Raw genomic sequence first — 20,592 nt, forward strand, 5'->3', positions numbered from 1 at the left:
CGGTGGCTATTGCCGTGGGATGTACAACCGGCGTTCACCATGACCGACTGTCCCGTCTGTGACGGCGAGATCGAACAGGAGACTCCCGGTTCGGAGGAGGGCTACGGCGGCGAGAGCTACGCGCCCGCCCAGACGGAGTACGAGGGCGAGGTCTACTACTTCTGCTGTTCGGATCACAAGGCGTCGTTCGAGGCCGATCCAGAGGAGTACGCAGAAAACTGAGCGCTACAGCCCGATCTCCCGACCGATCACGAGGTGCTGAATTTCACTGGTGCCCTCGCCGATCTCCATCAGTTTGGCGTCCCGATAGAAGCGTTGTGGCGCGAAGTCCTCGGTGTAGCCGTATCCTCCGAGGACCTGCACGGCGTCCTCTGCGACCTCCCGACACGCCTCGCTCGCGTCGAGTTTCGCGAGCGCGCTCTTTCTGGTGACCTCCTCGCCCCGGTCGTAGGTGGTCGCGGCGTCGTGAGTCAGTAGGCGGGCACGCTCGGTCTTTCGGTGCATCGCGACGACGGTGTTCCGCACCGCGTCGAACTCGCAGATCGGCTGGCCGAACTGCTCGCGTTCGGTGCTGTACTGGCGGGCTGCTTCGTACGCGCCCTGTGCCAGTCCAACGGAGAGGGCCGCAATGGAGATCCGCCCGCCATCGAGGGTCTTCTTGGTCTGGTCCCAGCCGTCTCCTTCCTCGCCGAGCAGGCGGTCCTCGGGAACGCGCACGTCGTCAAGCGCGATCTCGCAGGTCGGCGAGGCGTTGAGTCCCATCTTGTCCCAGATCGTCGTCACCTCGAAACCGTCGTCCTCGCGGGGGTCGACAATGAAGGTAGAAATGCCGTCGTAGCCCGCCTCGGGGTCGGTGACGGCCTTCACTAGTATGGAGCCGGCTTCGCTCGCGTTCGTGATGAACTGCTTGGTACCGTTGAGGACGTACTCCTCGCCCTCTTTTTCGGCGCGGGTGTCCATGTCGCTTGCGTCCGAGCCGCTTCCGGGTTCCGTAAGCGCCCAGCCGCCGACGTACTCGCCCTCCGCGAGCGGGCGGAGCCACTCCTCTTTTTGCTCCGCAGTACCGAAGAGTTCGATCGGTTTCGAGGCGAGGCTGACGTGGGCGGCATACGAGAGGCCGATGCTTCCCGAAACTCGACCGAGCTCCTCGGTGACAAGCGCGTACATGAGCTGATCGCCGCCGAGCCCGCCGTACTCCTCGCTGATGGGCACGCCCATGATGTCGAGGTCCGCGAGCTGATCGAAGATCTCCTCGGGATAGCGGTGCTCGCTTTCGATCTCTTGGGCGATCGGCTCGATCTCCTCCTCGCAGAAGTCCCGAACCGTATCGCGGATCATGCGGTGTTCGTCGGGGAGCCTGAAATCCATGTCCCACCTTGCGCGAGCGCCGGCATAAAAACAGCGAACGACCGTGATAGACCGCTCGCGAAGCGCCTATACGACTCGGGGTCCTCCATCCGACGAATGGAGTTCCGTCGGCTAATCCGTGGGCGAGTCGACGAGCCACAGCTCGAGCGGATCGGCCGCGAGATCGCCGACCGCTACGACCGCGAGAGCGTTCACATTACGGTGCTGGAGGCCGACAACTGGCTTTCTACCCCCTGCGTCGTCGACGAGGAGTGGTTCGTGAAGGTCATCAGCCCACAGAACGCGCTGGTACAGGCGCTCTTTACGGGTGCGCGCAATCTCGGCGTCTTCTCGCGGGGCGAGGAGGGCTTTTTCGAGCGATTCGAGGATCCATTAGCGATGAGCCAGCACGAACTGGAGGCCACCCGACGGGTCCGTGAGATCGGGCTGAACGCCCCCGAGCCGATCGAGGCGTTCGGCGTCGACGAGTTCGGCGTCCTCATGCTCGAGTACCTCCCGGAGTTCCGAACCCTCGACGAACTCCCACCCGCGGAGGTCGAGACGCTGGCTCTCGAGCTGTTCTCGGCGCTCGCGCTCATGCACGACCACAGCCTCGCCCACGGCGACCTCCGCGGGGAGAACGTCCTCGTCCACGGCGGGGAACTCTACTTCATCGACGCGACCAACGTCCGGAGGGACGGCCTTTCGACCGCGCGGGCGTACGACATCGCCTGCGCGCTCGCGACGCTCGAACCCGCCCTCGGAGCGAGACGCACCGTCGAGATCGCCGCAGACCGCTACGACGCCGCGGTACTGTTAGCCGCACGGGACTTCCTTGATCTCGTCCGCCTGCGCCCGGACCACGAGTTCGAGGCCGCAGGACTGAAGGGCGAGATCGAACGCCGAGCGGATTGACGGGCAGCTTTTTATCCTCGTCTCGCAAATCTCCCGAACGATTATGAGCCAACAGACGATGGACGTTTCACAGCACTACATCGCCGGAGAGTGGACCGACGGCGATGGCGAGGAGACGTTCGAGAGCGAGAACCCCGCGACCGGCGAGAGCCTCGGAACGTTCCGACAGGGGACCGAGGCGGACATCGACCGGGCGCTCGCAGCGGCCGACGGGGCCTTCGAGGAGTGGCGCGACCTCTCGTATATCGACCGCGCGGAGTACCTCTGGGACATCTACCACGAACTGAAAGAGCGCCACGACGAGTTGGGCCGGGTTGTCACCGAGGAGTGTGGCAAGGAGATCTCGGAAGGCAAGGCCGACGTCGCAGAGGCGTGGCACATGGTCGAGTGGGCCGCCGGCAACGCCCGCCACCCCCACGGGGACGTGGTTCCAAGCGAGATCCCCGCGAAGGACGCCTACATGCGCCGCAAGCCCCGCGGCGTCGTCGGCTGTATCACGCCGTGGAACTTCCCGGTGGCGATCCCCTTCTGGCACATGGCGGTCACGCTCGTCGAGGGCAACACGGTGGTCTGGAAACCCGCCGAACAGACCCCCCGCTGTGGCCAGATCATCGCCGAGATGTTCGAGGATGCGGGCATTCCCGACGGCGTCTTCAACATGGTCCAGGGCTTCGGCGACGCCGGCAACGCCATCGTCGAGGACGAGCGGGTCTCGACGGTGCTCTTTACCGGGAGCGCGGAAGTCGGCCACGAGATCGCGGGCAAGGTCGGCGCCGAACCCGGTAAACTGGCCGCCTGCGAGATGGGCGGAAAGAACGGCATCATCGTCACCGAGCAGGCCGACATGGACACGGCGGTCCACTCCGCGATCATGTCGAGCTTCAAGACCACCGGCCAGCGTTGCGTCTCCTCCGAGCGTCTGATCGTCCACTCTGACCTGTATGACGAGTTCAAGGAGCGCTACGTCGAACTCGCGAAGAACGTGAAGATCGGCGACCCGATGGAGGAGGACACCTTCATGGGGCCGGTGGTCGACGAGAGCCAGGTCGAGAAGTTCCACAAGTACAACGATCTCGCACGGAAGGAGGGCGGGCGCGTGCTAGTCGACCGCGCTGAGCCCGATCCCGCGGAGCTGCCCGAGGGCTCGGAGGGCGGCCACTGGGTCGGGCCCTTCGTCTACGAGGTCGACTACGATCCCGAGCTGCGCTGTCTACAGGAGGAAGTGTTCGGCCCCCACGTCGCACTCGTAGAGTACAGCGGCGACGTCGAGAGGGCCATCGAGATCCACAACGACACGCCCTACGGGCTCGCGGGCGCGATCATAAGCGAGGACTACCGCCAGATCAACGCCTTCCGCGACTACGGCGAGGTCGGACTCGGCTACGCGAACCTGCCCTGTATCGGCGCGGAGGTCCACCTGCCCTTCGGCGGCGTCAAGAAAAGCGGTAACGGGTATCCGAGCGCCCGCGAAGTGATCGAAGCGGTCACCGAGCGCACCGCCTTTACCCTGAACAACTCACGGGATATCGAGATGGCTCAAGGGCTCTCGGCGGACATCAAGACGGGCGACGACTGAAAGGACAGAAAACGGGGCCGGGCCAGACCCCGTTCGATAGGCACTGCGCTGGCTTTCACCAGCGACCCGTTCTACCACGCCACCGAGTATCAGTATACAGGTACTAACGGCGGTTAGGCAGGTACTACGGACGAAATGGAACGAGGCGGGAGTCGGACCGTCCGGGAGCGGTCCGGTGGAGCGCGACGCGGGTTGTGTTTGCCGTCAAGCGAGAAAAGCGCTTTCGGGCAGTTCCCTCTCGGGGGTCGAACCTAATAAGCGTGTCCCGATGGATCCGTCGTCTATCAGGACGGATCGACAGCTAGCTGACGACTGTGAAAGAGTCACGAACGGCGTCGGTCGCGCAGCGCCGGAAACTCCGCGCGGACCCGCTCGACCCTGTCGGGATCGATCTCGCTCGTGATAAGCGTCGGTTCGTCGCCAGAACTGGCGAGCGTCGTGCCCCACGGGTCGAACACCGTCGAACGACCCAGCAACTTCGCGCCCTCGTATTCGGCGCTCCCGTTTATCGTCGCGACGTAGCACTGGTTCTCGATGGCGCGGGCCCGCGAGAGGGTCGTCCAGTGTTCGACGCGCGGATAGGGCCACGCGCTCGGTACGAGCAGGAGGTTCACGCTCTGCTCGACGAGTTCGCGATAGAGTTCGGGGAATCGAAGGTCATAACAGGTCGTGATCCCGACGGTAAAGCCCTCGACCTCACAGATCCCCGAGCGAGGCTCCTCGCCCGGCACCAGCAGATCGGCCTCCGCGGACTCGTAGCCGAAGAGGTGGTGTTTGCGGTAGACGGCCCGACGCTCGCCCGCCCGGTCGAACAGAACGGCGGTGTTCGAAAGGCCCTCACCGGCCGGTGTTTCGACCTCGGTCGTCTCCGCGAGGTCCTCGACGATCGTCCCGGCGAGCACGTTGATCCCGTGTTCGACAGCGGCTTCCGAGAGCCGCGAGAGCGTTGGGCCCGAGAGACCCTCAGCGGCGGATTCGTAATCATCGAACGCGAAGTACCCGACATTGAAAATTTCGGGGAGACAGAGGAGGTCAGCGTCGCGGCGGGCGGCCTCGGTGATCGCCTCGACCGCTCGCTCGACGTTCCCCTCGACGTCGCCATGGTCGATGTCGAGTTGCGCGAGTGCGAGTTTCATCGGCGGTCGTTCCGGTCGTTTTCGGCGAGGTACTCGCGAATGGCGGTTTCGAGGTTCTCCAGTTCCGTATCGAGGTTGTGTTTGAAAAAGCGTTCGACGCCGGGAAGCTTGCCGTCGACCACGAACTCGTTGGTGAGCCGGCATCCCTCCTCTACCTCTTCGAGGCGGTGGGTGCCGGTGACGCGCATGACCTTCGAGCGGCCGACGAACTCGACGTAGTTGGGCGGGTCGCGCTCGGTGTCTTCGGTCTCGACGCGGGCGGCCCGGCGGATCACGGGGATGGGAATATCGATGTACCACGTCGCCTTTCGGCCCGATTCGTCCTCGAGTTCGTACTCCGAGACGACGCTGATCGCCCGTGCTCGCTGCTCGGGATCGGCGATGAACTCCCAGACCTCCTCGCACGGTGCCGGCAGGGTGAATCGGCGTTCGACCCGGACAGTCATACTACGAATCGAGGACCCTGCAACCAAAAAGACGCCGGATCAACTCAGCGTGACCCTCCAAGTCGTCGAGCGCGACCGGCCCCACTTCTCGATTTCGACCTCGTCGGTCTTCTCGTCGAGGTAGGGAAGTCGCGCGCCGACCTGTTTCGAGGAGAGACCGAGCGCCTTCGCGATGTGTTTCGACCGGAAGTAGCTCTCGCCGGTCGAAACGCTGTCACGGAGATAGGCGAGAATACGTTGGTCCTCGTCCGTGATGTCGCTCATTGGATGGTGATAGGGCGTAGACGGACTTTAAGATTTCCCGCCTATGCGTAGCTGTGAATGGCCACGATCAGGATCACTCCCACGATCATTGCTGCCGCAAACCCCCACGCCGCGGTGAGGCCGCCCGGTGCGGCGACCATACCGAGTGCACCGCCGGCCGCAAGCAGTCCAAAGAGCAACCCCAGACCGAGTCCCTTGTCCGACGTGGCCTGTTTCGTGCGTGCCATGGGGTATCTACGCGGAGGGTGTGTGTAGTGCGTTGTGGTTCGTTTCCGGCGGGTGATCTCGCCCCGAAGCGGCGACGTTCAGGGGAACGTCCCGCCTTCCTCGAACGCGCGCACGACCCGGTCTATGGCGACGACGTAGGCCGCGGTCCGGAAGTTCGGCACGTCGTGTTCCTCGTAGGCATCAGTGAGGTCCTCGAAGGCGGTGACGATCACCTCCTCCAGTTCGTCGTTGACCCTCTGTTCGTCCCAGTAGAAGCGCTGGCGGTTCTGGACCCACTCAAAGTAGCTCACCGTAACGCCCCCGGCGTTCGCGAGGATGTCCGGAAAGACGTCGACCTCGCGTTCGGTGAGGACGTCGTCGGCATCGGGCGTCAGCGGCCCGTTTGCAGCCTCGACGATCACATCGGCCTCGACCTCGCGGGCGAGTTCCTCGTCGATGGCGTTCTCGAGGGCCGCGGGCACGAGCAGGTCCACGTCGAGGGTCAACAGCTCCTCGCCGGAGAACTCCTCGGCGGCACCCTCGTAGCCGGCCACGCTACCGGTCTCGTCCTTGTGGTTGCGCACCGCCTGCGTGTCGAGCCCCGACTCGCTGTGGATCGCTCCCGAGGAGTCCGAAACGGCGGTGATCGTCGCGCCCTGCTCTTCGAGGAGGTTCGCGGCGATCCAACCGGCGTTGCCATAGCCCTGGACCGCGACGGTCGCCTCGCTCACGTCGCGCCCGAGATACGAGAACGCCTCGCGGGCGGTGAGCATGGTCGAACGGCCCGTCGCCTCGACCCGACCCGCGCTTCCGCCGCTCTCGATGGCCTTGCCGGTAACGACGCCGGGTGCGGTCGTGTTCTCCAAGGTCTCGTAGGTGTCCTTGAGCCAGTTCATCTCGCGCTGACCGGTGTTGACGTCCGGTGCGGGGATGTCCCGGTCCTCGCCGATGAGGGGGCGCAGTTCGGTCGCAAACGCACGGGTGATCCGTTCGAGTTCGGCCTCGGAGTACTCCCTCGGGTCGATGACGATCCCGCCCTTCCCGCCGCCGTAGGGGATCCCGACGATCGCGGACTTATACACCATCCACCCCGAGAGCGCCTTCACCTCGTCACGCGAGACGTTCGGGTGATACCGGATCCCTCCCTTGTAGGGCCCCCGGTCGCCGTTGAACTGCGAGCGAAAGGCGCGAAACCGCCCCAGGGATCCGTCGTCGAGTTCGACCGAGAGGTTCGTCTCGAGGACGCGCTGGGGGTGTTTCAGCCGATCGATTACGTCCTCACTGACGTCGAGGTACGCGGCCGCGTCGTCGACCTGTTCCTGTAGACTTTCGAATGGGTTCGCTTCCTCGGCCATTGTCCGGTTTCACACGTAGCACGGTGTTAAGCGTGCCGAAATATATACCATAGAAGCAATACAATGGCCCTAAATCACGTCGAGCGGTCGGCGACGCGAGCGCGCTCGCGGATCCGTTCTGCCCGTGCGATCAGCGGCGCGTCGATCATCTCGTCGTCGACGCGGAAGACGCCCCGTCCGTCCTCGTCGGCCCGGTCCCGTGCATCGAGGACGCGCTCGGCCCACTCGACCTCCTCGGAATCGGGCGTGAACGCCCCGTTGATCGGCCCCACCTGGCCGGGATGGATCGCCATCTTGCCGTCGTAGCCGAGGCCGATCGCGAATCGGGTCTCCTCGACGAGGCCCTCGCGGTCCTCGATGTCGGTGTAGACGGTGTCGATCGCCTCGCAGTGGGCGGCGCTCGCGGCGATCACGACGCGCTCGCGGGCGTAGAGCACCTCCGTTCCCTCGGGAGTGCGGGTCGCGCCGACGTCCGCCGCGAGGTCCTCCGCACCGAAGACGAGCGCGTCGACGGCCTCGTGGGCGGCGATCTCGGGGGCGGCAAGCACGCCCGCCGCGTTCTCGATCAGCGCGAGTACCGAAAGCGCGTCGCCGAACTCGTCGACTCGCGCCACGAGCGCTTCGACTGACGCCTCGCCGGTGACCTTCGGCAACATGAGGCTGTCGGGTCGTGCGCGATCGAGGATCGCGAGGTCCTCGCCGAACTCGGGGTTGACCCGGACGCAGACCTCACTCTCGGGGTCGAACTCGGGATCCCCGAGGAGATCGGCGACCGCCTCGCGTGCCGCCGGCTTGCGGTCGGGGGCGACGGCGTCCTCCAGATCGAAGACGATCACGTCCGCGCCCGCCGCGGGCGCTTTGCGGAGCATCTCGGGACGATCGCCGGGGGTGAACATGACGCTACGGCGAGTCATGGGGAGGCGTTCGGACGCGATCCATATCGGTGTACCCATCGCTGGGACAAGAGAACAGGTTTATCTCGCCGTTGCCCGAACGGTCCCACCGTGAACGGCTCGACGAGCGGGGTGGCGCTCCTCCTGAGCGGGGGACTGGCCGTCGGGGGGATCGAGAGTGCGCAAGCGATCGTCGAGACGGCGACGGGATGGCCCGGCGTCGGGATCGTCTTCGCGTACTCGTTTCTCATCGCCTTTGCCCTCCCGGGGCCGAGCGAGATCGTGCTGGTCGCGCCGCTGGACATCGCCCCCTCGCGCGCTGTGACGCTCGGCGTCATCGTACTGACGAGTGCGGTCGGCAAAGCGATCGGGAGTCTGGTCGCGTTCCACATCGGGCAGGAAGCGAAACAGTCCGGCCCGCTCATTCGGTGGCTCGAACGCTCCCGGTTCGACGTCGTCTCGTGGTCCCAGAAGCGAGCAGTCGAGATCGCCCAGAGATACGGCTACGCGGGACTCGCACTCGCACTCTGTGTTCCCTTCTTTCCGGACACCATCTCCCTGTACGCCTTCGCCGTCCTCGAGGAGAACTACTGGAAGTTCGCCGTGGCGACGTTCGCCGGGAGTCTCGGGCGTCTCCTCGTGACGCTCGGCGTCTTCGGCGGGGCGATCAGCCTCGTCTGAGCCGTGAACCGGTCGTCCCGACGCGTGAAACGAGGAGACGAGGACTGATTGCCTCGCCGGACGAACACCCCCATATGCAGGAACGACTCGACGACATCGACAAGCGCATCCTCTACTACCTCCGGGTGGACGCGCGAAACACGAGCGCACCCATGATCGCAGAGGAGGTCGACGTCTCGGCGGCGACGATCCGCAACCGCATCGACCAGCTCGAAGACCGGGGGATCATCCAGGGCTATCACGCCGAGATCGACTACGAGATCGCCGAGGGAAGGCTGATGAACATCTTCCTCTGTAACGCCTCGACGGACGCCGACGACGTCGTCGCCCGCGTCCTGCAGGTTCCGGGCGTGGTTCACGTCCGCTCGACGATGACCGGCCGCGAGAACCTCCACGTACAGGCGATCGGGACCGATACGGGGGACTTGACTCGGATCAAGCGCGAACTCGCGGATCTCGGTCTCGAGATCGAGGACGAAGGGCTGGTCAACGGCGAGTACTACCGCCCCTACGACCAGTACGGGCCGGCCGCGACCCACGAGCGAAGCCCACTGACGGATTTCATGACCCTCTCGGGCGGCGCGGAGGTGGTCGAGATCCCCATCAAGGACGGCGCGCCTGTCGCCGGGCGAACCATCGAGGAGAGCGTCGAGGAGGGAATCCTCGACGAGGACGTGCTGGTGATCGCCGTCGAGCGCGATGACGAGGTCATCACGCCGCGGGGCGAGACCGACCTCCGGGTCGGGGACGTCCTGACGGTCTTCTCGCGGCGGGGCGTCCAGGACCACTTGCTGGAGGCGGTCACCGGTATCACGGTGACGCGCTGAGGTGATTTCGCTATCGAAAATATCTATCTCTTCAATTTGCGATAGTTGATAGTGACTGTAGTGGACTTTTGAATGCGGATTTACTTCTACGATCGTGGTAGAGAAAACACGCACCCTCGATTTCAAGATCGCGTTCGCGCTGGGGCTGGGGACTATGATCGCCGCCGGTATCTTCTCGCTGTCGGGGCGGGCGGTCTACGAGATCGGCTCCAGTGCCGTCATCGCGTTCGTCATCGCCGCTCTCATCGCCAGTATCACCGCTGCCAGTTACTCCGAATTCGCCTCGATCTACTCCGAGAACGGCGGCGGGTATCTCTTTTCGTCACGTACCTTCGAAAACGAGTACCTCCTGTTCGGGATCGGCGCCTCGCTGTTTATGGGCTACTGTGCGACGACCGCCTTCTATCTCGGGACGATGGACCACTGGGTCGAGCAGTTCGTCTTCGCACCAGCCCTCGGACTACTAGGATTGGGGGAAATCCACCTCCCCGGCGGAGTGTGGGGGATCCTGACCGCGCTCGCCCTCGGCGGGCTGAACGCGCAGGGAACCGAAGAGAGCGGTACCTTCCAGTTGATGGTCACCGGTGCGAAAGTGGTGGTTCTCTTCGCCTTCATCGGCGGCGCGGTCGCCTACGCCGGCCCCACGCAGGCGACAACCACGTTTGCGACGGGGTTCGAGTTCGGCGATCCCGCCGGCATCGTCTCGATCGCCGCGCTGGCCTTTATCACCTTCTTCGGCTTTTCGGCGATCGCCGCAAGCGCCGGCGAGATCATCGAACCCCGAAAGACGGTCCCGACGGCGATCGCCGCCTCGATCGTTACAGTCACGATTCTCTACACGTTCGTCATCGTCGCGATGGTCAACGCCCCGGTCGATGACTCGGTGCTGCGGGCCGGCGAAACGGCGATGGGGACCGTCGCCGCTTCCTTTATGGGTCCGGCCGGGCAGGCGCTCATCGTCGCGGGCGCGATCTTCTCGATGGTCTCGGCCTCGAACGCGTCGATCCTCGCCGCCGCGAGCATCGGGGACCTGATGGGCCGACAGGGTCAGGGCCCGCGGTCGTTCTCGCGCATTCATCAGGAGTACAACACGCCCTTCTGGAGCATCGTCGCCGTCACCGGGGTGATCGTCCTGCTGATCACGGTGTTCGTCGGGCTGTTCCCCGCCGAGGGCGGGCTCTCGGGTGCGGTCCCGTTCGCGCTCGGACTCGAGGGGCTGACCGGCTTTGCGAACATGAACCTGCTCGCGCCGCTGGCGGTCGTCAACGTCTCGCTGATCGTCAGCCGGCGGCGCTTTCCCGACATCGACCGGCCCTTCTCGGTTCCGGCGGTGCCGTGGTTGCCGATCGTCGGCGTCCTCGCGAACCTCGCGCTGATCACGAACCTCCCGCCGGTCGGCATCGTCGTCGCCGTGCTCGTCGAGGCGGTCTTCGTCGTCGCCTACATCGTCTGGGGCGGGGCACCCGACCGCGAGGAGTTGATCGAGAAGACCGTCGCCGCCCGGCGGGTCACCGCAAACGGTGGTCGGGGAGTCGAAACATCTGGAGTACCGGCAGCCGACGGTGAGACGGTCCCCTCGATCGAGGACGACACCGAACCGTTGGTCACCGACGCCAAATCCGTCGCCGAGGACCGCTATCAGGTGCTCGTCCCGATCGAACGCCCCGACCGGGCGGCACACTACGCCCGTCTGGCGGCCGATATCGGCCGACTGTACGGTGACGACCCGGTCGTACGCCTGCTCAACGTCACGGAGATCCCCGATCAGACGGGGAGCGACGCCGTCATCGACACCGCGATCAAGCGTGCCGACCGCATCGAGGAGGAACTCGGCACCGTTCGCGAGGACCTCGAGGCGACGGTTCTCGTCGAGGGCCACATCAGCCGGAACGTCGTCTTCGACATCCTCACGACCGCCCGCGAGGAGTCCGCCGACCGGATCGTCATGGGTTATCCCGAGGGGCGGCCCGACATCACCGAAGCGGTCGAGTACAAGGCGCCCTGTGACGTTCTCTTCGTCAGCGGGATGGACGAGGCGCTCGACTTCTCGACGATCACCATCGGGGTCGGGGGCGGTCCCCACCACGACCGCCTGCTCGACGTGGCGAGCCAACTCGCCCATCGCGGGACGACCGTTCACGTCGTCAACGTCGAACCGACCGGGACGAGCGGCACCGCGGAGGACGTCGAGCGGACGCTCGAGCGCTTCGACGAACAGGACCGGATCGAGGTCCACACGATCGAGGCCGAGGACGTCGTCGAGGCGCTTCTCGACGTCGCGACCGACGTCGGCGGTCCGCTGCTGGTCGGGGCCTCGCGCAACCGCGTGTTCCGGCGCTCCATATTCGGGAGCAACGCCGACCGGGTGGTTCGACGCTCCTCGCTCGACGTTCCGGTACTGGTCTACGCCAGCGAGACCGGCCTCCGCGGTCGAGTGCAGCCGGCGCTGTTCTTGCCCTATCGGTATCTCCTGAAACTCAGGTCGTAACTCGCGATCCGGGTCGATCGGGCGAGCCGGTCCCGGAGAACCCCACAGCGTTTTTCCCCGCGCGCGTCGATCCGGAGATATGTCCGGTCTGTACTACGAGGAGTTCGAGGTGGGCGAGACGATCGAACACGAGAAACGTCGGACGATAAGCGAGGCCGACAATCAACGCTTCTGTGACATGACGATGAACCAACAGCCCCTTCACCTCGACGGCGAGTTCGCTTCCGAGACGGAGTTCGGCGAACGCCTCGTCAACGGCCTCTACACGATGAGCCTCGCCGTCGGACTGACGATCCCCGAGACCACCGACGGTACCATCGTGGCGAACCTCTCGTACGACGACGTCTCACACCCCGCACCGGTGTTTCACGGCGATACGATCCGCGCTCGGTCGACGGTCACCGAGAAACGCGAGACCTCCGACGGCGGGCGCGGCGTCGTCACGATGCACGTCGAAGTCCTGAACCAGGACGACGAGGTGGTCTGTGCGTTCGATCGGACGGTCCTCTCGTTGAAGGCTAGCTCACAGTGACGATCAACGCGGCGTTGACCAGCGAGGCGATCGTCCACGGGATCGCGAGCCCCAGCGGAACGATCGCGGTATAGCCGACGGGGAGCACGGCCCGTCCGGCAAGTCCGACCCCGAGCGCGAGGAGTTTGAGCGCGCCGAGCGCAGCGTACCCGAACCGCTCGAGCGCGACGCGGGCGACCGGGTTTCCCTCGATCAGTCCTCGTTCGATCCCGTAGTAGGTGAGGGCGGTATCGGCGACCATCGCGAGGACGACGATTCCCCAGAGGGCCGCCTCGTGTCGGGAGAGCGCCTCCCAGACGCCCGCCTCGTGTGTCACCATCCCCCGGACGTTCGGAGGCCGACGCTATCGTTATTACCCCTCTAGAAACCGATAAGAGAGATGCTAAAGCACCGTCCCGTGCTTCTTATCGGGGAGGTCCTTCTCGAGGCCCTCGTAGAAGGCAAAGCGGTTGACGAGTTCCTCGCGCAGGTCGCTCGGCGGGACGATCTCGTCGATCACGACCTCGCTCGCCATCCGGTGGACGTCGATGTCTTCCCGATACTCCTCGCGCAGCTCGGCCTCGCGTGCGGCCCGTTCCTCGGCATCGTTGATATCGTCGAGTTTGTTGCGGTAGACGGCGTTGACCGCCGCCTCGGGACCCATGATTCCGATCTCTCCCGACGGGAGCGCGATCGTGCTCTCGGGGTCGTAGGCGGGCCCGCTCATCGCGTAGATCCCCGCACCGTAGGCTTTTCGTACGACGACGCACTGTTTCGGGACCGTCGCCGAGGAGGTCGCGTAGATCATCTTCTTTCCCTTCTCGAGGATGGCGTCCTTCTCGACGCCGGAGCCGGCCATGAAGCCGGGGGTGTCACAGAGATAGAGCAGGGGGACCTCGTAGGCGTCTGATTTCCAGATGAACTCGGCGGCCTTCTCGGCGGCGTCGGGGAAGATCGCCCCCGCGCGGTGGTTCGGCTGGTTGGCGATAATTCCCACAGGACGGCCGTCGATCCGCGCGTAGGCGGTGATGATCTCGCTTCCGTAGTCGGGTTTGAGTTCGAAATAGCTGTCCCGGTCGACCACCCGCTCGATCACGTCGGCCATATCGTAGCCCCGGTTGGGCTCGCTCGGAACCACCGAGTCGATCCCCTCGGGCGAGCGTTTCGGGGGTTTGGGCTCCCCTTGTGGAGGTTTCTCGCCCGCCTTGTCGGGCAGGTAGGTGATCAACTGCGAGACGAGTTTTCGGGCGTGTTCCTCGTCGCGGGCCACGAGGTCCGCGGAGCCGGAGTGTTCGGCGTGAATCCGCGGGCCGCCCAACTCCTGCATATCGATCTCCTCGCCGGTGACCATCCGCACCATTCTGGGGGAAGCGATCGCCATCGCGCTCATCCCCTCGACCATGACGGTGAAATCCGCGAAGACGGGGGTGTACGCGGCCCCGGCGATACACGGCCCATAAAGCACACAGATCTGGGGTGCTCTCCCCGAAAGCATCGAGTGGTTGTAGTAGTACTTCCCGATCCCCTCGCGGTTCGCGAAAAAGCCCCGTTGCTGGTCGATTCTTCCTCCAGAAGAGTCCATCAGATAGAGCACCGGTTTGCCGCTCTTGAGCGCGCGCTGTTGCATCCGGAGGAACTTCTCGACGCCTTTGCCGGCCATGCTGCCGGCCTTGACGGTGAAGTCGTTGGCCATGAAGTGGACCTCTCGGTCCTCGAACTCCGCGGCCCCGGTGAGCAGGCCGTCGGCGGGCAGGCGGTCCTCGGAATCGAACTCGGCGAACTTCCCGTCCTCGAACAGGGGTCCGTCGGGGAACCACAGGTCGAGGCGGTCCCGGACGAACAGTTTGCCCTGCTCGGGGAGGCGCTCTTTGTACTTCTCGGGACCGCCACGTTCGATCTCCTCGATCTCCTCACGAAGGAGTTGCTCGCGCTCGGTCGGTCCGAGATCGTCCTCGTACTCGACGCTCGCCTCCTGTACGACGGTCGGTTCCTCGTCGTCACCGACGTAGACCTCGACCTCGCTCTCGACGTGTTCTGCGAGCGCGGCGGCGATCGCGGAGGCCTCCTCCTCGCTCGCACCCGCGCTGATCCGGACGTCCATACCCCGTTTGTGCGGGGCGATTTGAAACCGTTTTCCATTGAGGATTCGGACACCGACTCGGTCGTGCCGGGGATCGCCACCAGTTTTTAGTGAACGCCTGTAATTACATCTAATTACGATGGTCGACGAGCACGCAGCGGAAACCGACGGGCGAGTCTCGCGGTACGACCTGCTCCTCGGGCTGATCCCCGGCGTGTACGCCCTCGGTATCGCCGCACAGACGCTGGTCTCGATCTCGTTGCCGGTGGTACTCGTTCTCGCCTCGGTCGTCGCGGCGACCGGCGTGTTCGACGCGCTCGTCGTCCACCCGCCGGCGTAGGGTTCGTCACCGGTTCGCAGACAGCAGGTGCAAGCCCAACGTTTGGGCGGTATCGCCGTTCACGGTCGAGCACACGATGAGCACTGCGAGACACGACGTTCGCGAACGGATCGAAGCAGTAGAGAACGCGTCAGCCGATCGGACGGCCCTCGTCACGGTCGCGGTCCCGCCGGAGGAGGACTTGGAGGCGGTTCGAAACCGGATCGAACGCGACCACGCCCAGTCCGAGTACGGCGATTCGGGGCCGACCAACAGCGACGTCGAGGAGAGCCTCGAGGAGCTCCGGGGGATCCTGCGCGAGTACGAGACGGTCCCCGAGAACGGGCTGGTCGCCTACGTCGGCGTCGTCGACGAGGAGCTCGTCGAATACGTCTTCGACGACCTGCCAGTCCCGATCGAGGAGTTCGTCTACGAACAGGCCAACGAGTTCGACACCGACCCCCTCGAGAGCATGACCGAGCCGTCTGCGACCTACGGGCTGCTGGTCGTCGAGCGCGGCGAAGCGGCCCTCGGGCGCCTCGAGGGCGAGGAGGTCGTCCCGATCGACACGATGGAAAACGAGGTCGCGGAGGAGACGCCCTCCCTGGATAATGCGCCCGAGGAGGCAGACGGCGGGGATCTCGAGGGGCGACAGACCGAGTGGAAGGAGGGATTCTTCGACGACGTGGCCGACGCCGCAGAACGCGCGTTTCTCGGCGAGAACCCCGTCGACGAACTCCTCGTCGGCGGGACCGAGATCACGGTCGAGGAGTTCACCGGCGACGACCGGCTCGATCACCGGCTTCGTGATCGGCTCGCCGGCACCTACACCGTCGAGTACGCCCCCGAGCAGGGGCTCAGACAGCTCGCCGAGCGAGCAGAAGACCAGCTCACCGACGCCGAGGACCTCCCCGCCCGCGAGGCGCTCGAGGAGTTCTTCGACGCGGTGGATGACGGCGAAGAGGTCGTCTACGGGCGCGAAAACGTGGACGAAGCGCTGACCTACGACGCCGTCGAGACGCTGCTGCTCTCTGAGTCGGTCCCCGCCGAGGAGGCGAGCGAACTGGCCGAGCGCGCGGAGGAGATCGAGGCCGATCACGTGCTCGTCCCGACGGAAATCGAGCGCGGCGAGCAGTTCGAGGAGGCGTTCGACGGCTACGGCGCGCTGTTGCGCTTCGAGATCGAGTAGTCCGCAGCTATAGTTCGGGGAACTCCTCCTGATAGCCCGTCCCGTCGAGTCGGTCCTCCCGAAGCGGCCAGACAGCCAGGAGCGTCGCGCGCTCGCCCTCGAGCGCTCGCGAGGTGTGGGGAACTTCGGGCGGGATCGTCAACGCGTCGTAGGGTTCGAGCGAGACGCGCTCGCCGTCGACGAGGAAGTCGAGTCGACCCTCGACGAGCATGTTCATCTGTTCGTAGGGATGCGTGTGGGGCTCCCCGTCGGGCTTTTCGGGACCGATCCGGGAGAGACCGATCATCTGGTCGATCCCGCGAAAGACGACCTGCTCGAAGCCCGGTTCCTCGCGATACGGTGCGACCTCCCGCAGGTTGTGGACGGCCGGTATCGCGGACGAATCGTAGTCGAGTGGCATGCGGGTACATTCCGCGTGTGCAGGATAAACGTACCCGTTCGTCTCCGGCGAGAATCAGGCCAGCGACTCTTCGAGCCGGTCGATCAGCTCCGTCGAGCCGACGTAGACGGGCACCCGCTCGTGGAGGTCCTCGGGGTCGACCTCGAGGATCGAGCGCTCGCCGTCCGAAGAGCGCCCGCCGGCGGTCTCGACGATATATCCCACTGGATTGCCCTCGAACTGGAGGCGGAGTTTGCCCTCGGGGGCCGACTCCAGAGCGGGGTACGCGAAGATCCCGCCGTAGGTCAGCACTTGATTGACGTCGCCGATCATCGACCCGCCGTAGCGGAGTCGCAGACTCTCGTCGCTCTCGACCTCCTCGACGAACGCCGCAAAGTCGTCTGTCCAGTCCGGTACTCGACCGCCGAAGCCGTAGACGGCGGGTTCGTCGGGTAGCGTGAGGTCCTCCCGAACCGCCTCCCGTTCGCCGTCGGTCACGACGTACTCGGTGACCTCGCCGTCGGCGGCGGTCGCCATCGTGGTGATCGGGCCGTAGAGCACGTACGTCGCCCCGACCAGTTCGTGCCCGGCGGCGGGCAGCGGCGCGTCGTAGATCCCGACGATGGTCCCCATCGTGTTGTTGGGCTTGAGGTTCGAGGATCCGTCAAGCGGATCGACCGCGATCGAGAGGCCCTCACCCGTATCGACGCTCTCTTTCGTTTCCTCGCTCGCGTACTGGCCGACGCCCTCTATCGCGCCCAGTCGCTCCTCTAAGAGGTCGTCGGCGTAGTCGTCGGCCGCGAGTCGGAGCTCGCCGCTGGGGTTCTTGCCGGCGGTCTCGGCTCGCCGGCCGGGTAGGGCGGAGCGGATCTCGGGGGCAGTGCGTGCGACCGTCTCGAAGACCTCTTCGACGGTGTCGGAGTGGTCCGACATCAGTCGTCGGCGGCGGCCGTCTCGGTCGATGCGAGCGCCTCGTCGGCGCTCGCGCCCTCGAAGATGACTTCTTCGAGGGCGTCGAGCAGCGCCGTGGGGTTCTCGCGCTGGAAGACGTTCCGTCCGACCGCGAGCCCCGAGGCGCCGGCGCTGATCGCGCTCTCGACGGTCTCGAGGAACTCCCTGTCGCTGGCTTTCGACCCGCCGGACATCACGACCTTGCTCTTTCCGGCCATCGCACAGGCGTGTTCCATCGCCTCGGGCGATCCGGGATACTTCACCTTCGTGATGTCCGCACCGAGTTCCAGTCCCAGACGGGTCGCATAGGAGATTACGTCGGGCTTGGTGTCGTTTTTGAGTCCCTGGCCGCGCGGGTAGGACCACATGACAACCGCCATGTCCTCCTCGCGGGCCGCCTCTTGGACCTCGCGGAACTCCTCTGCCATCTCGACTTCGTGGTTCGAGCCCCCATACAGGGTGAAGCCGACGGCATCCGCACCCAGATCGGCGGCGTACTCGGGCGAGCAGTTGACCGCAGAATCGTGCTCGCCCATCCAGAGGTTCGACGTGCCGTTGGTCTTGAGCAGGAGGTTCACGTCGTCCTCATAAGAGGGGTAGTACGCCTCCGCAATCCCCTTCTGGACGGCGACCGCGGTCACCGCGTCGTGGGTGGCGACCTCGAAGACCCGCTCGGGATCCATCGTCTCGGGGACGGGTTCGAAGTCCACGGGTCCGTGTTCGAGGCCGTGGTCGTAGGCGAGAATCAGTACCTTCCCATCGCGGACGATCGGAGAGTCGGAAAGCGGGAGCATTCGTGTGAGAATCCGGCGACCTACTATAAGAAACTACTGCCCGTCGTCCGTCAGCGATACGGAGGATAGGGATCCGCTACCGAACGATTCCGGCGGATATGGGGCGGAAGACTAACTCCGAAGATAGTAAACCCCGTCCGGCACGCTTAGGACCTCCCCGGGTGAAGCGATCCCATGACCATCGAATCTGTCGAGCGGATCGGCGTGATCGGTGCAGGGACCATGGGCAACGGCATCGCACAGGTCTGTGCACTCAACGGCTACGAGGTCGTCATGCGCGACATCGAAGACGAGTTCGTCGAGAACGGTATCGAGGCGATCGACGACAGTCTGGGACGGTTCGTCTCGAAGGGCCGGATCGACGAGAGCGAGGTGGAGGCGACCAAGGGACGGATCACCGGGACGACGGACCTCGACGACCTCGCCGACTGTGAACTCGTGATCGAGGCCGCCGTCGAGAAGATGGAGGTCAAGCAGGAGATCTTCGCCGACCTCGAAACCGTTACCGACGAGGACGTGATCCTCGCGACCAATACGAGCACCCTCTCGATCACGACCATCGCGAGCGCGACCGACCGCGAGGAACGGGTGGTCGGGCTTCACTTCATGAACCCCGTCCCGATCATGGAGGGAGTCGAGGTCGTCGTCGGCGAGAAGACGGGCGCCGAAACCATCGATCTCGTCCACGCGCTGGCGACGGATCTCGGGAAGACCACCTGGGAGTCCGACGACAAGCCCGGGTTCGTCACCAACCGGATCCTAATGCCGTGGATCAACGAGGGCATCCGAGCATACGACGAGGGCGTCGCCTCGAAGGAGGACATCGATACGGGGATGGAACTCGGAACGAACGTACCGATGGGACCGCTGACGCTCGCGGACCACATCGGACTCGACATCTGTCTCGACGCCAGCGAGACGCTGTCCGAGGAACTCGGCGACCGGTACAAACCCGCCTACTTGCTCAAACGGAAGGTCGACGCGGGCGATCTCGGCAAGAAGAGCGGGGCGGGATTTTACGAGTACGACTGACCGTTCGGGTTCAGGCTAGATGGAACGGCCGCTCTGCGATCGTCGTCCGGAGGTCGCCGACGGCGTTCGCGTCGGTCTCGCCGAGCATTCGGGTGACGATTGCGCTGACCTCCTCGTGCGAGACCTTCACGCCCACCTCCGAGAGGGCGTCCTCGGGCCTGGCCGAGAGTTCGCGCAGGGTGCCGACCGCGAGCAGATAGGGGATCGCCCACGCGGCCAGCCGGTTGCCGTCGACCTCGGGGAGGGTCTCGAGGTAGCGCTGGGCGTCGTCGAGGAACGTCCGGGCGTGGTTCGCGGTCCGTCTGACGACCGCCTTCGATCCGTCCGCGTGTTCCTCGGCGAGTACGCCCTCCTGTGGGATGTTCTCCGCGTCGAGCCACGCCGCAGGCAGGTAGACGTTGTCCTCCTCGCGGTAGTCGTCGTAGACGTCCTTCGAGATGTTCACCAGTTGGAGCAGGAGGCCGAACGATTCGGCGGTGTCGTAGAGGGTTCGCTCGACCGACCGGTCGATCCGTCCAGCGTCGTCGGTCCCGTCCGTGGGTGGGCCCGTGTTTCGACAGATGAGGTTGGTGATGAGGACCCCCACGGTGCCCGCGGCGTAGTAACAGTACTCCTCGAGTTCCTCGCGCGTCTCGATCCTGAGTCCGCCGCGATCGGCGTAGCGCTCGACGAACACCGCCATCCCCGAGACGAGTTCGAGGACGGGCGGCCGGATCGCCTCCGTCACGGAGTCGTGCTGGCGCTCGAAGGTTCGCACGACACGGGGGGTTCGGGCGACCACCGTCCAGTCGGCGGTACGCTCGCCGTCGTCGGGGAGCCACTCGGCGACGGCCTCGGTGAACGCCTCGACTCCCGTGGGGTCGTCGGGATCGAGGACGGCGTGATAGGTCCGAAGCAGCGTCGCCTGCGTCTCCGGTGGAATGTGACTGGCGTCCTCGACGGTATCGGCGATGCGACAGAGCAGATAGCCCACGCAGATGTACGACGACATGGGCTCCTCTAGGACATCGATCGTCAGCGCGAACGTCCGTGAGACGCCCTCGACCGCCTCGTGACACCACTCGAGGTCGGCGGCGGCCTCGGACAACGAACTCGGGGAGGATCCAGACATGGGCGTTGGCGGTCCTATGGGACGGAGACAAAAAAACCCACAGGACCCGGCGTGAGCCGTCCGAGCGGTGGAACCGTCCTTCGACGGAGGA

23 protein-coding genes are annotated in these 20,592 nt (G+C 65.1%); 10 read left to right on the forward strand and 13 right to left on the reverse strand.

The genetic code is table 11. The annotated features are described in order from the left end of the window. Positions 1-39: 39 nt before the first annotated feature. Positions 40-222, forward strand: coding sequence for a YHS domain-containing protein (locus tag HAPAU_RS11725; protein WP_066382813.1), 183 nt, complete (start codon positions 40-42; stop codon positions 220-222). Between the two features lie 3 nt (positions 223-225). On the opposite strand, the gene HAPAU_RS11730 is transcribed toward HAPAU_RS11725, so the two are convergent. Continuing rightward, positions 226-1,368 carry an acyl-CoA dehydrogenase family protein gene (locus HAPAU_RS11730; protein ID WP_066382815.1) on the reverse strand — a complete coding sequence of 381 codons (1,143 nt, stop codon included), beginning with the start codon at positions 1,366-1,368 and terminating at the stop codon, positions 226-228. A gap of 96 nt (positions 1,369-1,464) precedes the next feature. Between HAPAU_RS11730 and HAPAU_RS11735 the strand changes: the two genes are divergently transcribed. Continuing rightward, positions 1,465-2,262, forward strand: coding sequence for an RIO1 family regulatory kinase/ATPase domain-containing protein (locus HAPAU_RS11735; RefSeq protein WP_066382821.1), 798 nt, complete (start codon positions 1,465-1,467; stop codon positions 2,260-2,262). Positions 2,263-2,305: 43 nt separating this feature from the next. After that, positions 2,306-3,838, forward strand: coding sequence for an aldehyde dehydrogenase family protein (locus HAPAU_RS11740; protein ID WP_066382824.1), 1,533 nt, complete (start codon positions 2,306-2,308; stop codon positions 3,836-3,838). Positions 3,839-4,161: 323 nt separating this feature from the next. Here the strand turns inward: HAPAU_RS11740 and HAPAU_RS11745 are convergent, their stop codons facing one another. The 6 genes from HAPAU_RS11745 to HAPAU_RS11770 all read right to left on the reverse strand — a co-directional run bounded on the left by HAPAU_RS11745 (position 4,162) and on the right by HAPAU_RS11770 (position 8,160). Next, entirely contained in the window at positions 4,162-4,974 is an 813-nt protein-coding gene (locus HAPAU_RS11745; protein ID WP_066382826.1) for a carbon-nitrogen family hydrolase, read from the reverse strand. After that, positions 4,971-5,420 (reverse strand): CoxG family protein, encoded by a 450-nt coding sequence (locus HAPAU_RS11750; protein ID WP_066382827.1) that lies wholly within the window; start codon positions 5,418-5,420, stop codon positions 4,971-4,973. Before HAPAU_RS11750 ends, HAPAU_RS11745 begins: the two co-directional genes overlap by 4 nt. A gap of 39 nt (positions 5,421-5,459) precedes the next feature. Continuing rightward, positions 5,460-5,684 carry a DUF7123 family protein gene (locus HAPAU_RS11755; protein WP_066382829.1) on the reverse strand — a complete coding sequence of 75 codons (225 nt, stop codon included), beginning with the start codon at positions 5,682-5,684 and terminating at the stop codon, positions 5,460-5,462. Between the two features lie 41 nt (positions 5,685-5,725). Further along, on the reverse strand, positions 5,726-5,911 hold the full coding sequence (locus tag HAPAU_RS11760) for a DUF7525 family protein (protein WP_066382830.1): 186 nt from the start codon (positions 5,909-5,911) through the stop codon (positions 5,726-5,728). A gap of 78 nt (positions 5,912-5,989) precedes the next feature. Next, positions 5,990-7,246: a Glu/Leu/Phe/Val family dehydrogenase gene (locus tag HAPAU_RS11765; protein ID WP_066382831.1), complete on the reverse strand. Its 1,257-nt coding sequence runs from the start codon at positions 7,244-7,246 to the stop codon at positions 5,990-5,992. Positions 7,247-7,320: 74 nt separating this feature from the next. After that, entirely contained in the window at positions 7,321-8,160 is an 840-nt protein-coding gene (locus HAPAU_RS11770) for an HpcH/HpaI aldolase/citrate lyase family protein (RefSeq protein WP_066382832.1), read from the reverse strand. Positions 8,161-8,250: 90 nt separating this feature from the next. Here HAPAU_RS11770 and HAPAU_RS11775 point away from each other — a divergent pair, with 90 nt between their 5' ends. The 4 genes from HAPAU_RS11775 (at position 8,251) to HAPAU_RS11790 (ending at position 12,667) form a co-directional block, all read left to right on the forward strand. Continuing rightward, entirely contained in the window at positions 8,251-8,820 is a 570-nt protein-coding gene (locus HAPAU_RS11775) for a YqaA family protein (protein ID WP_066382833.1), read from the forward strand. Between the two features lie 74 nt (positions 8,821-8,894). After that, on the forward strand, positions 8,895-9,647 hold the full coding sequence (locus HAPAU_RS11780) for an Lrp/AsnC family transcriptional regulator (RefSeq protein ID WP_066382834.1): 753 nt from the start codon (positions 8,895-8,897) through the stop codon (positions 9,645-9,647). Positions 9,648-9,741: 94 nt separating this feature from the next. Continuing rightward, on the forward strand, positions 9,742-12,135 hold the full coding sequence (locus HAPAU_RS11785) for an amino acid permease (RefSeq protein ID WP_066382835.1): 2,394 nt from the start codon (positions 9,742-9,744) through the stop codon (positions 12,133-12,135). Positions 12,136-12,214: 79 nt separating this feature from the next. Further along, on the forward strand, positions 12,215-12,667 hold the full coding sequence (locus HAPAU_RS11790; RefSeq protein WP_066382836.1) for a MaoC family dehydratase: 453 nt from the start codon (positions 12,215-12,217) through the stop codon (positions 12,665-12,667). Here HAPAU_RS11790 and HAPAU_RS11795 read toward each other — a convergent pair. Next, on the reverse strand, positions 12,654-12,986 hold the full coding sequence (locus HAPAU_RS11795) for a DUF5658 family protein (protein ID WP_066382837.1): 333 nt from the start codon (positions 12,984-12,986) through the stop codon (positions 12,654-12,656). The two genes, HAPAU_RS11790 and HAPAU_RS11795, sit on opposite strands and share 14 nt — an antisense overlap. A 63-nt stretch (positions 12,987-13,049) precedes the next feature. After that, a complete protein-coding gene (locus HAPAU_RS11800; RefSeq protein WP_066382838.1) occupies positions 13,050-14,747 on the reverse strand; it encodes an acyl-CoA carboxylase subunit beta in 1,698 nt (565 codons plus the stop codon). 118 nt (positions 14,748-14,865) lie between these two features. Here HAPAU_RS11800 and HAPAU_RS11805 point away from each other — a divergent pair, with 118 nt between their 5' ends. Together HAPAU_RS11805 and HAPAU_RS11810 are read left to right on the forward strand one after the other, a co-directional pair. Further along, positions 14,866-15,066, forward strand: coding sequence for a hypothetical protein (locus HAPAU_RS11805; protein ID WP_066382839.1), 201 nt, complete (start codon positions 14,866-14,868; stop codon positions 15,064-15,066). A gap of 76 nt (positions 15,067-15,142) precedes the next feature. Then, positions 15,143-16,234, forward strand: coding sequence for a baeRF10 domain-containing protein (locus HAPAU_RS11810; RefSeq protein ID WP_066382841.1), 1,092 nt, complete (start codon positions 15,143-15,145; stop codon positions 16,232-16,234). Positions 16,235-16,241: 7 nt separating this feature from the next. On the opposite strand, the gene HAPAU_RS11815 is transcribed toward HAPAU_RS11810, so the two are convergent. From HAPAU_RS11815 to HAPAU_RS11825, 3 genes are read right to left on the reverse strand one after another with little or no spacing between them, the layout of a single operon-like run. Then, positions 16,242-16,634, reverse strand: coding sequence for a cupin domain-containing protein (locus tag HAPAU_RS11815; protein ID WP_066382842.1), 393 nt, complete (start codon positions 16,632-16,634; stop codon positions 16,242-16,244). Between the two features lie 54 nt (positions 16,635-16,688). Next, positions 16,689-17,546: a class 1 fructose-bisphosphatase gene (locus HAPAU_RS11820; RefSeq protein ID WP_066382844.1), complete on the reverse strand. Its 858-nt coding sequence runs from the start codon at positions 17,544-17,546 to the stop codon at positions 16,689-16,691. Further along, complete coding sequence (locus tag HAPAU_RS11825; protein ID WP_066382849.1) at positions 17,546-18,358, reverse strand: class I fructose-bisphosphate aldolase; 813 nt, start codon at positions 18,356-18,358, stop codon at positions 17,546-17,548. Before HAPAU_RS11825 ends, HAPAU_RS11820 begins: the two co-directional genes overlap by 1 nt. Before the next feature lie 174 nt (positions 18,359-18,532). Here HAPAU_RS11825 and HAPAU_RS11830 point away from each other — a divergent pair, with 174 nt between their 5' ends. Continuing rightward, a complete protein-coding gene (locus HAPAU_RS11830; protein ID WP_066382851.1) occupies positions 18,533-19,390 on the forward strand; it encodes a 3-hydroxyacyl-CoA dehydrogenase family protein in 858 nt (285 codons plus the stop codon). Positions 19,391-19,400: 10 nt separating this feature from the next. On the opposite strand, the gene HAPAU_RS11835 is transcribed toward HAPAU_RS11830, so the two are convergent. Next, positions 19,401-20,501, reverse strand: coding sequence for a phytoene/squalene synthase family protein (locus tag HAPAU_RS11835; RefSeq protein WP_066382853.1), 1,101 nt, complete (start codon positions 20,499-20,501; stop codon positions 19,401-19,403). Positions 20,502-20,592: the final 91 nt, after the last annotated feature.

The sequence above is a fragment of the Halalkalicoccus paucihalophilus genome (assembly GCF_001593955.1).
Lineage (GTDB): Archaea > Halobacteriota > Halobacteria > Halobacteriales > Halalkalicoccaceae > Halalkalicoccus > Halalkalicoccus paucihalophilus.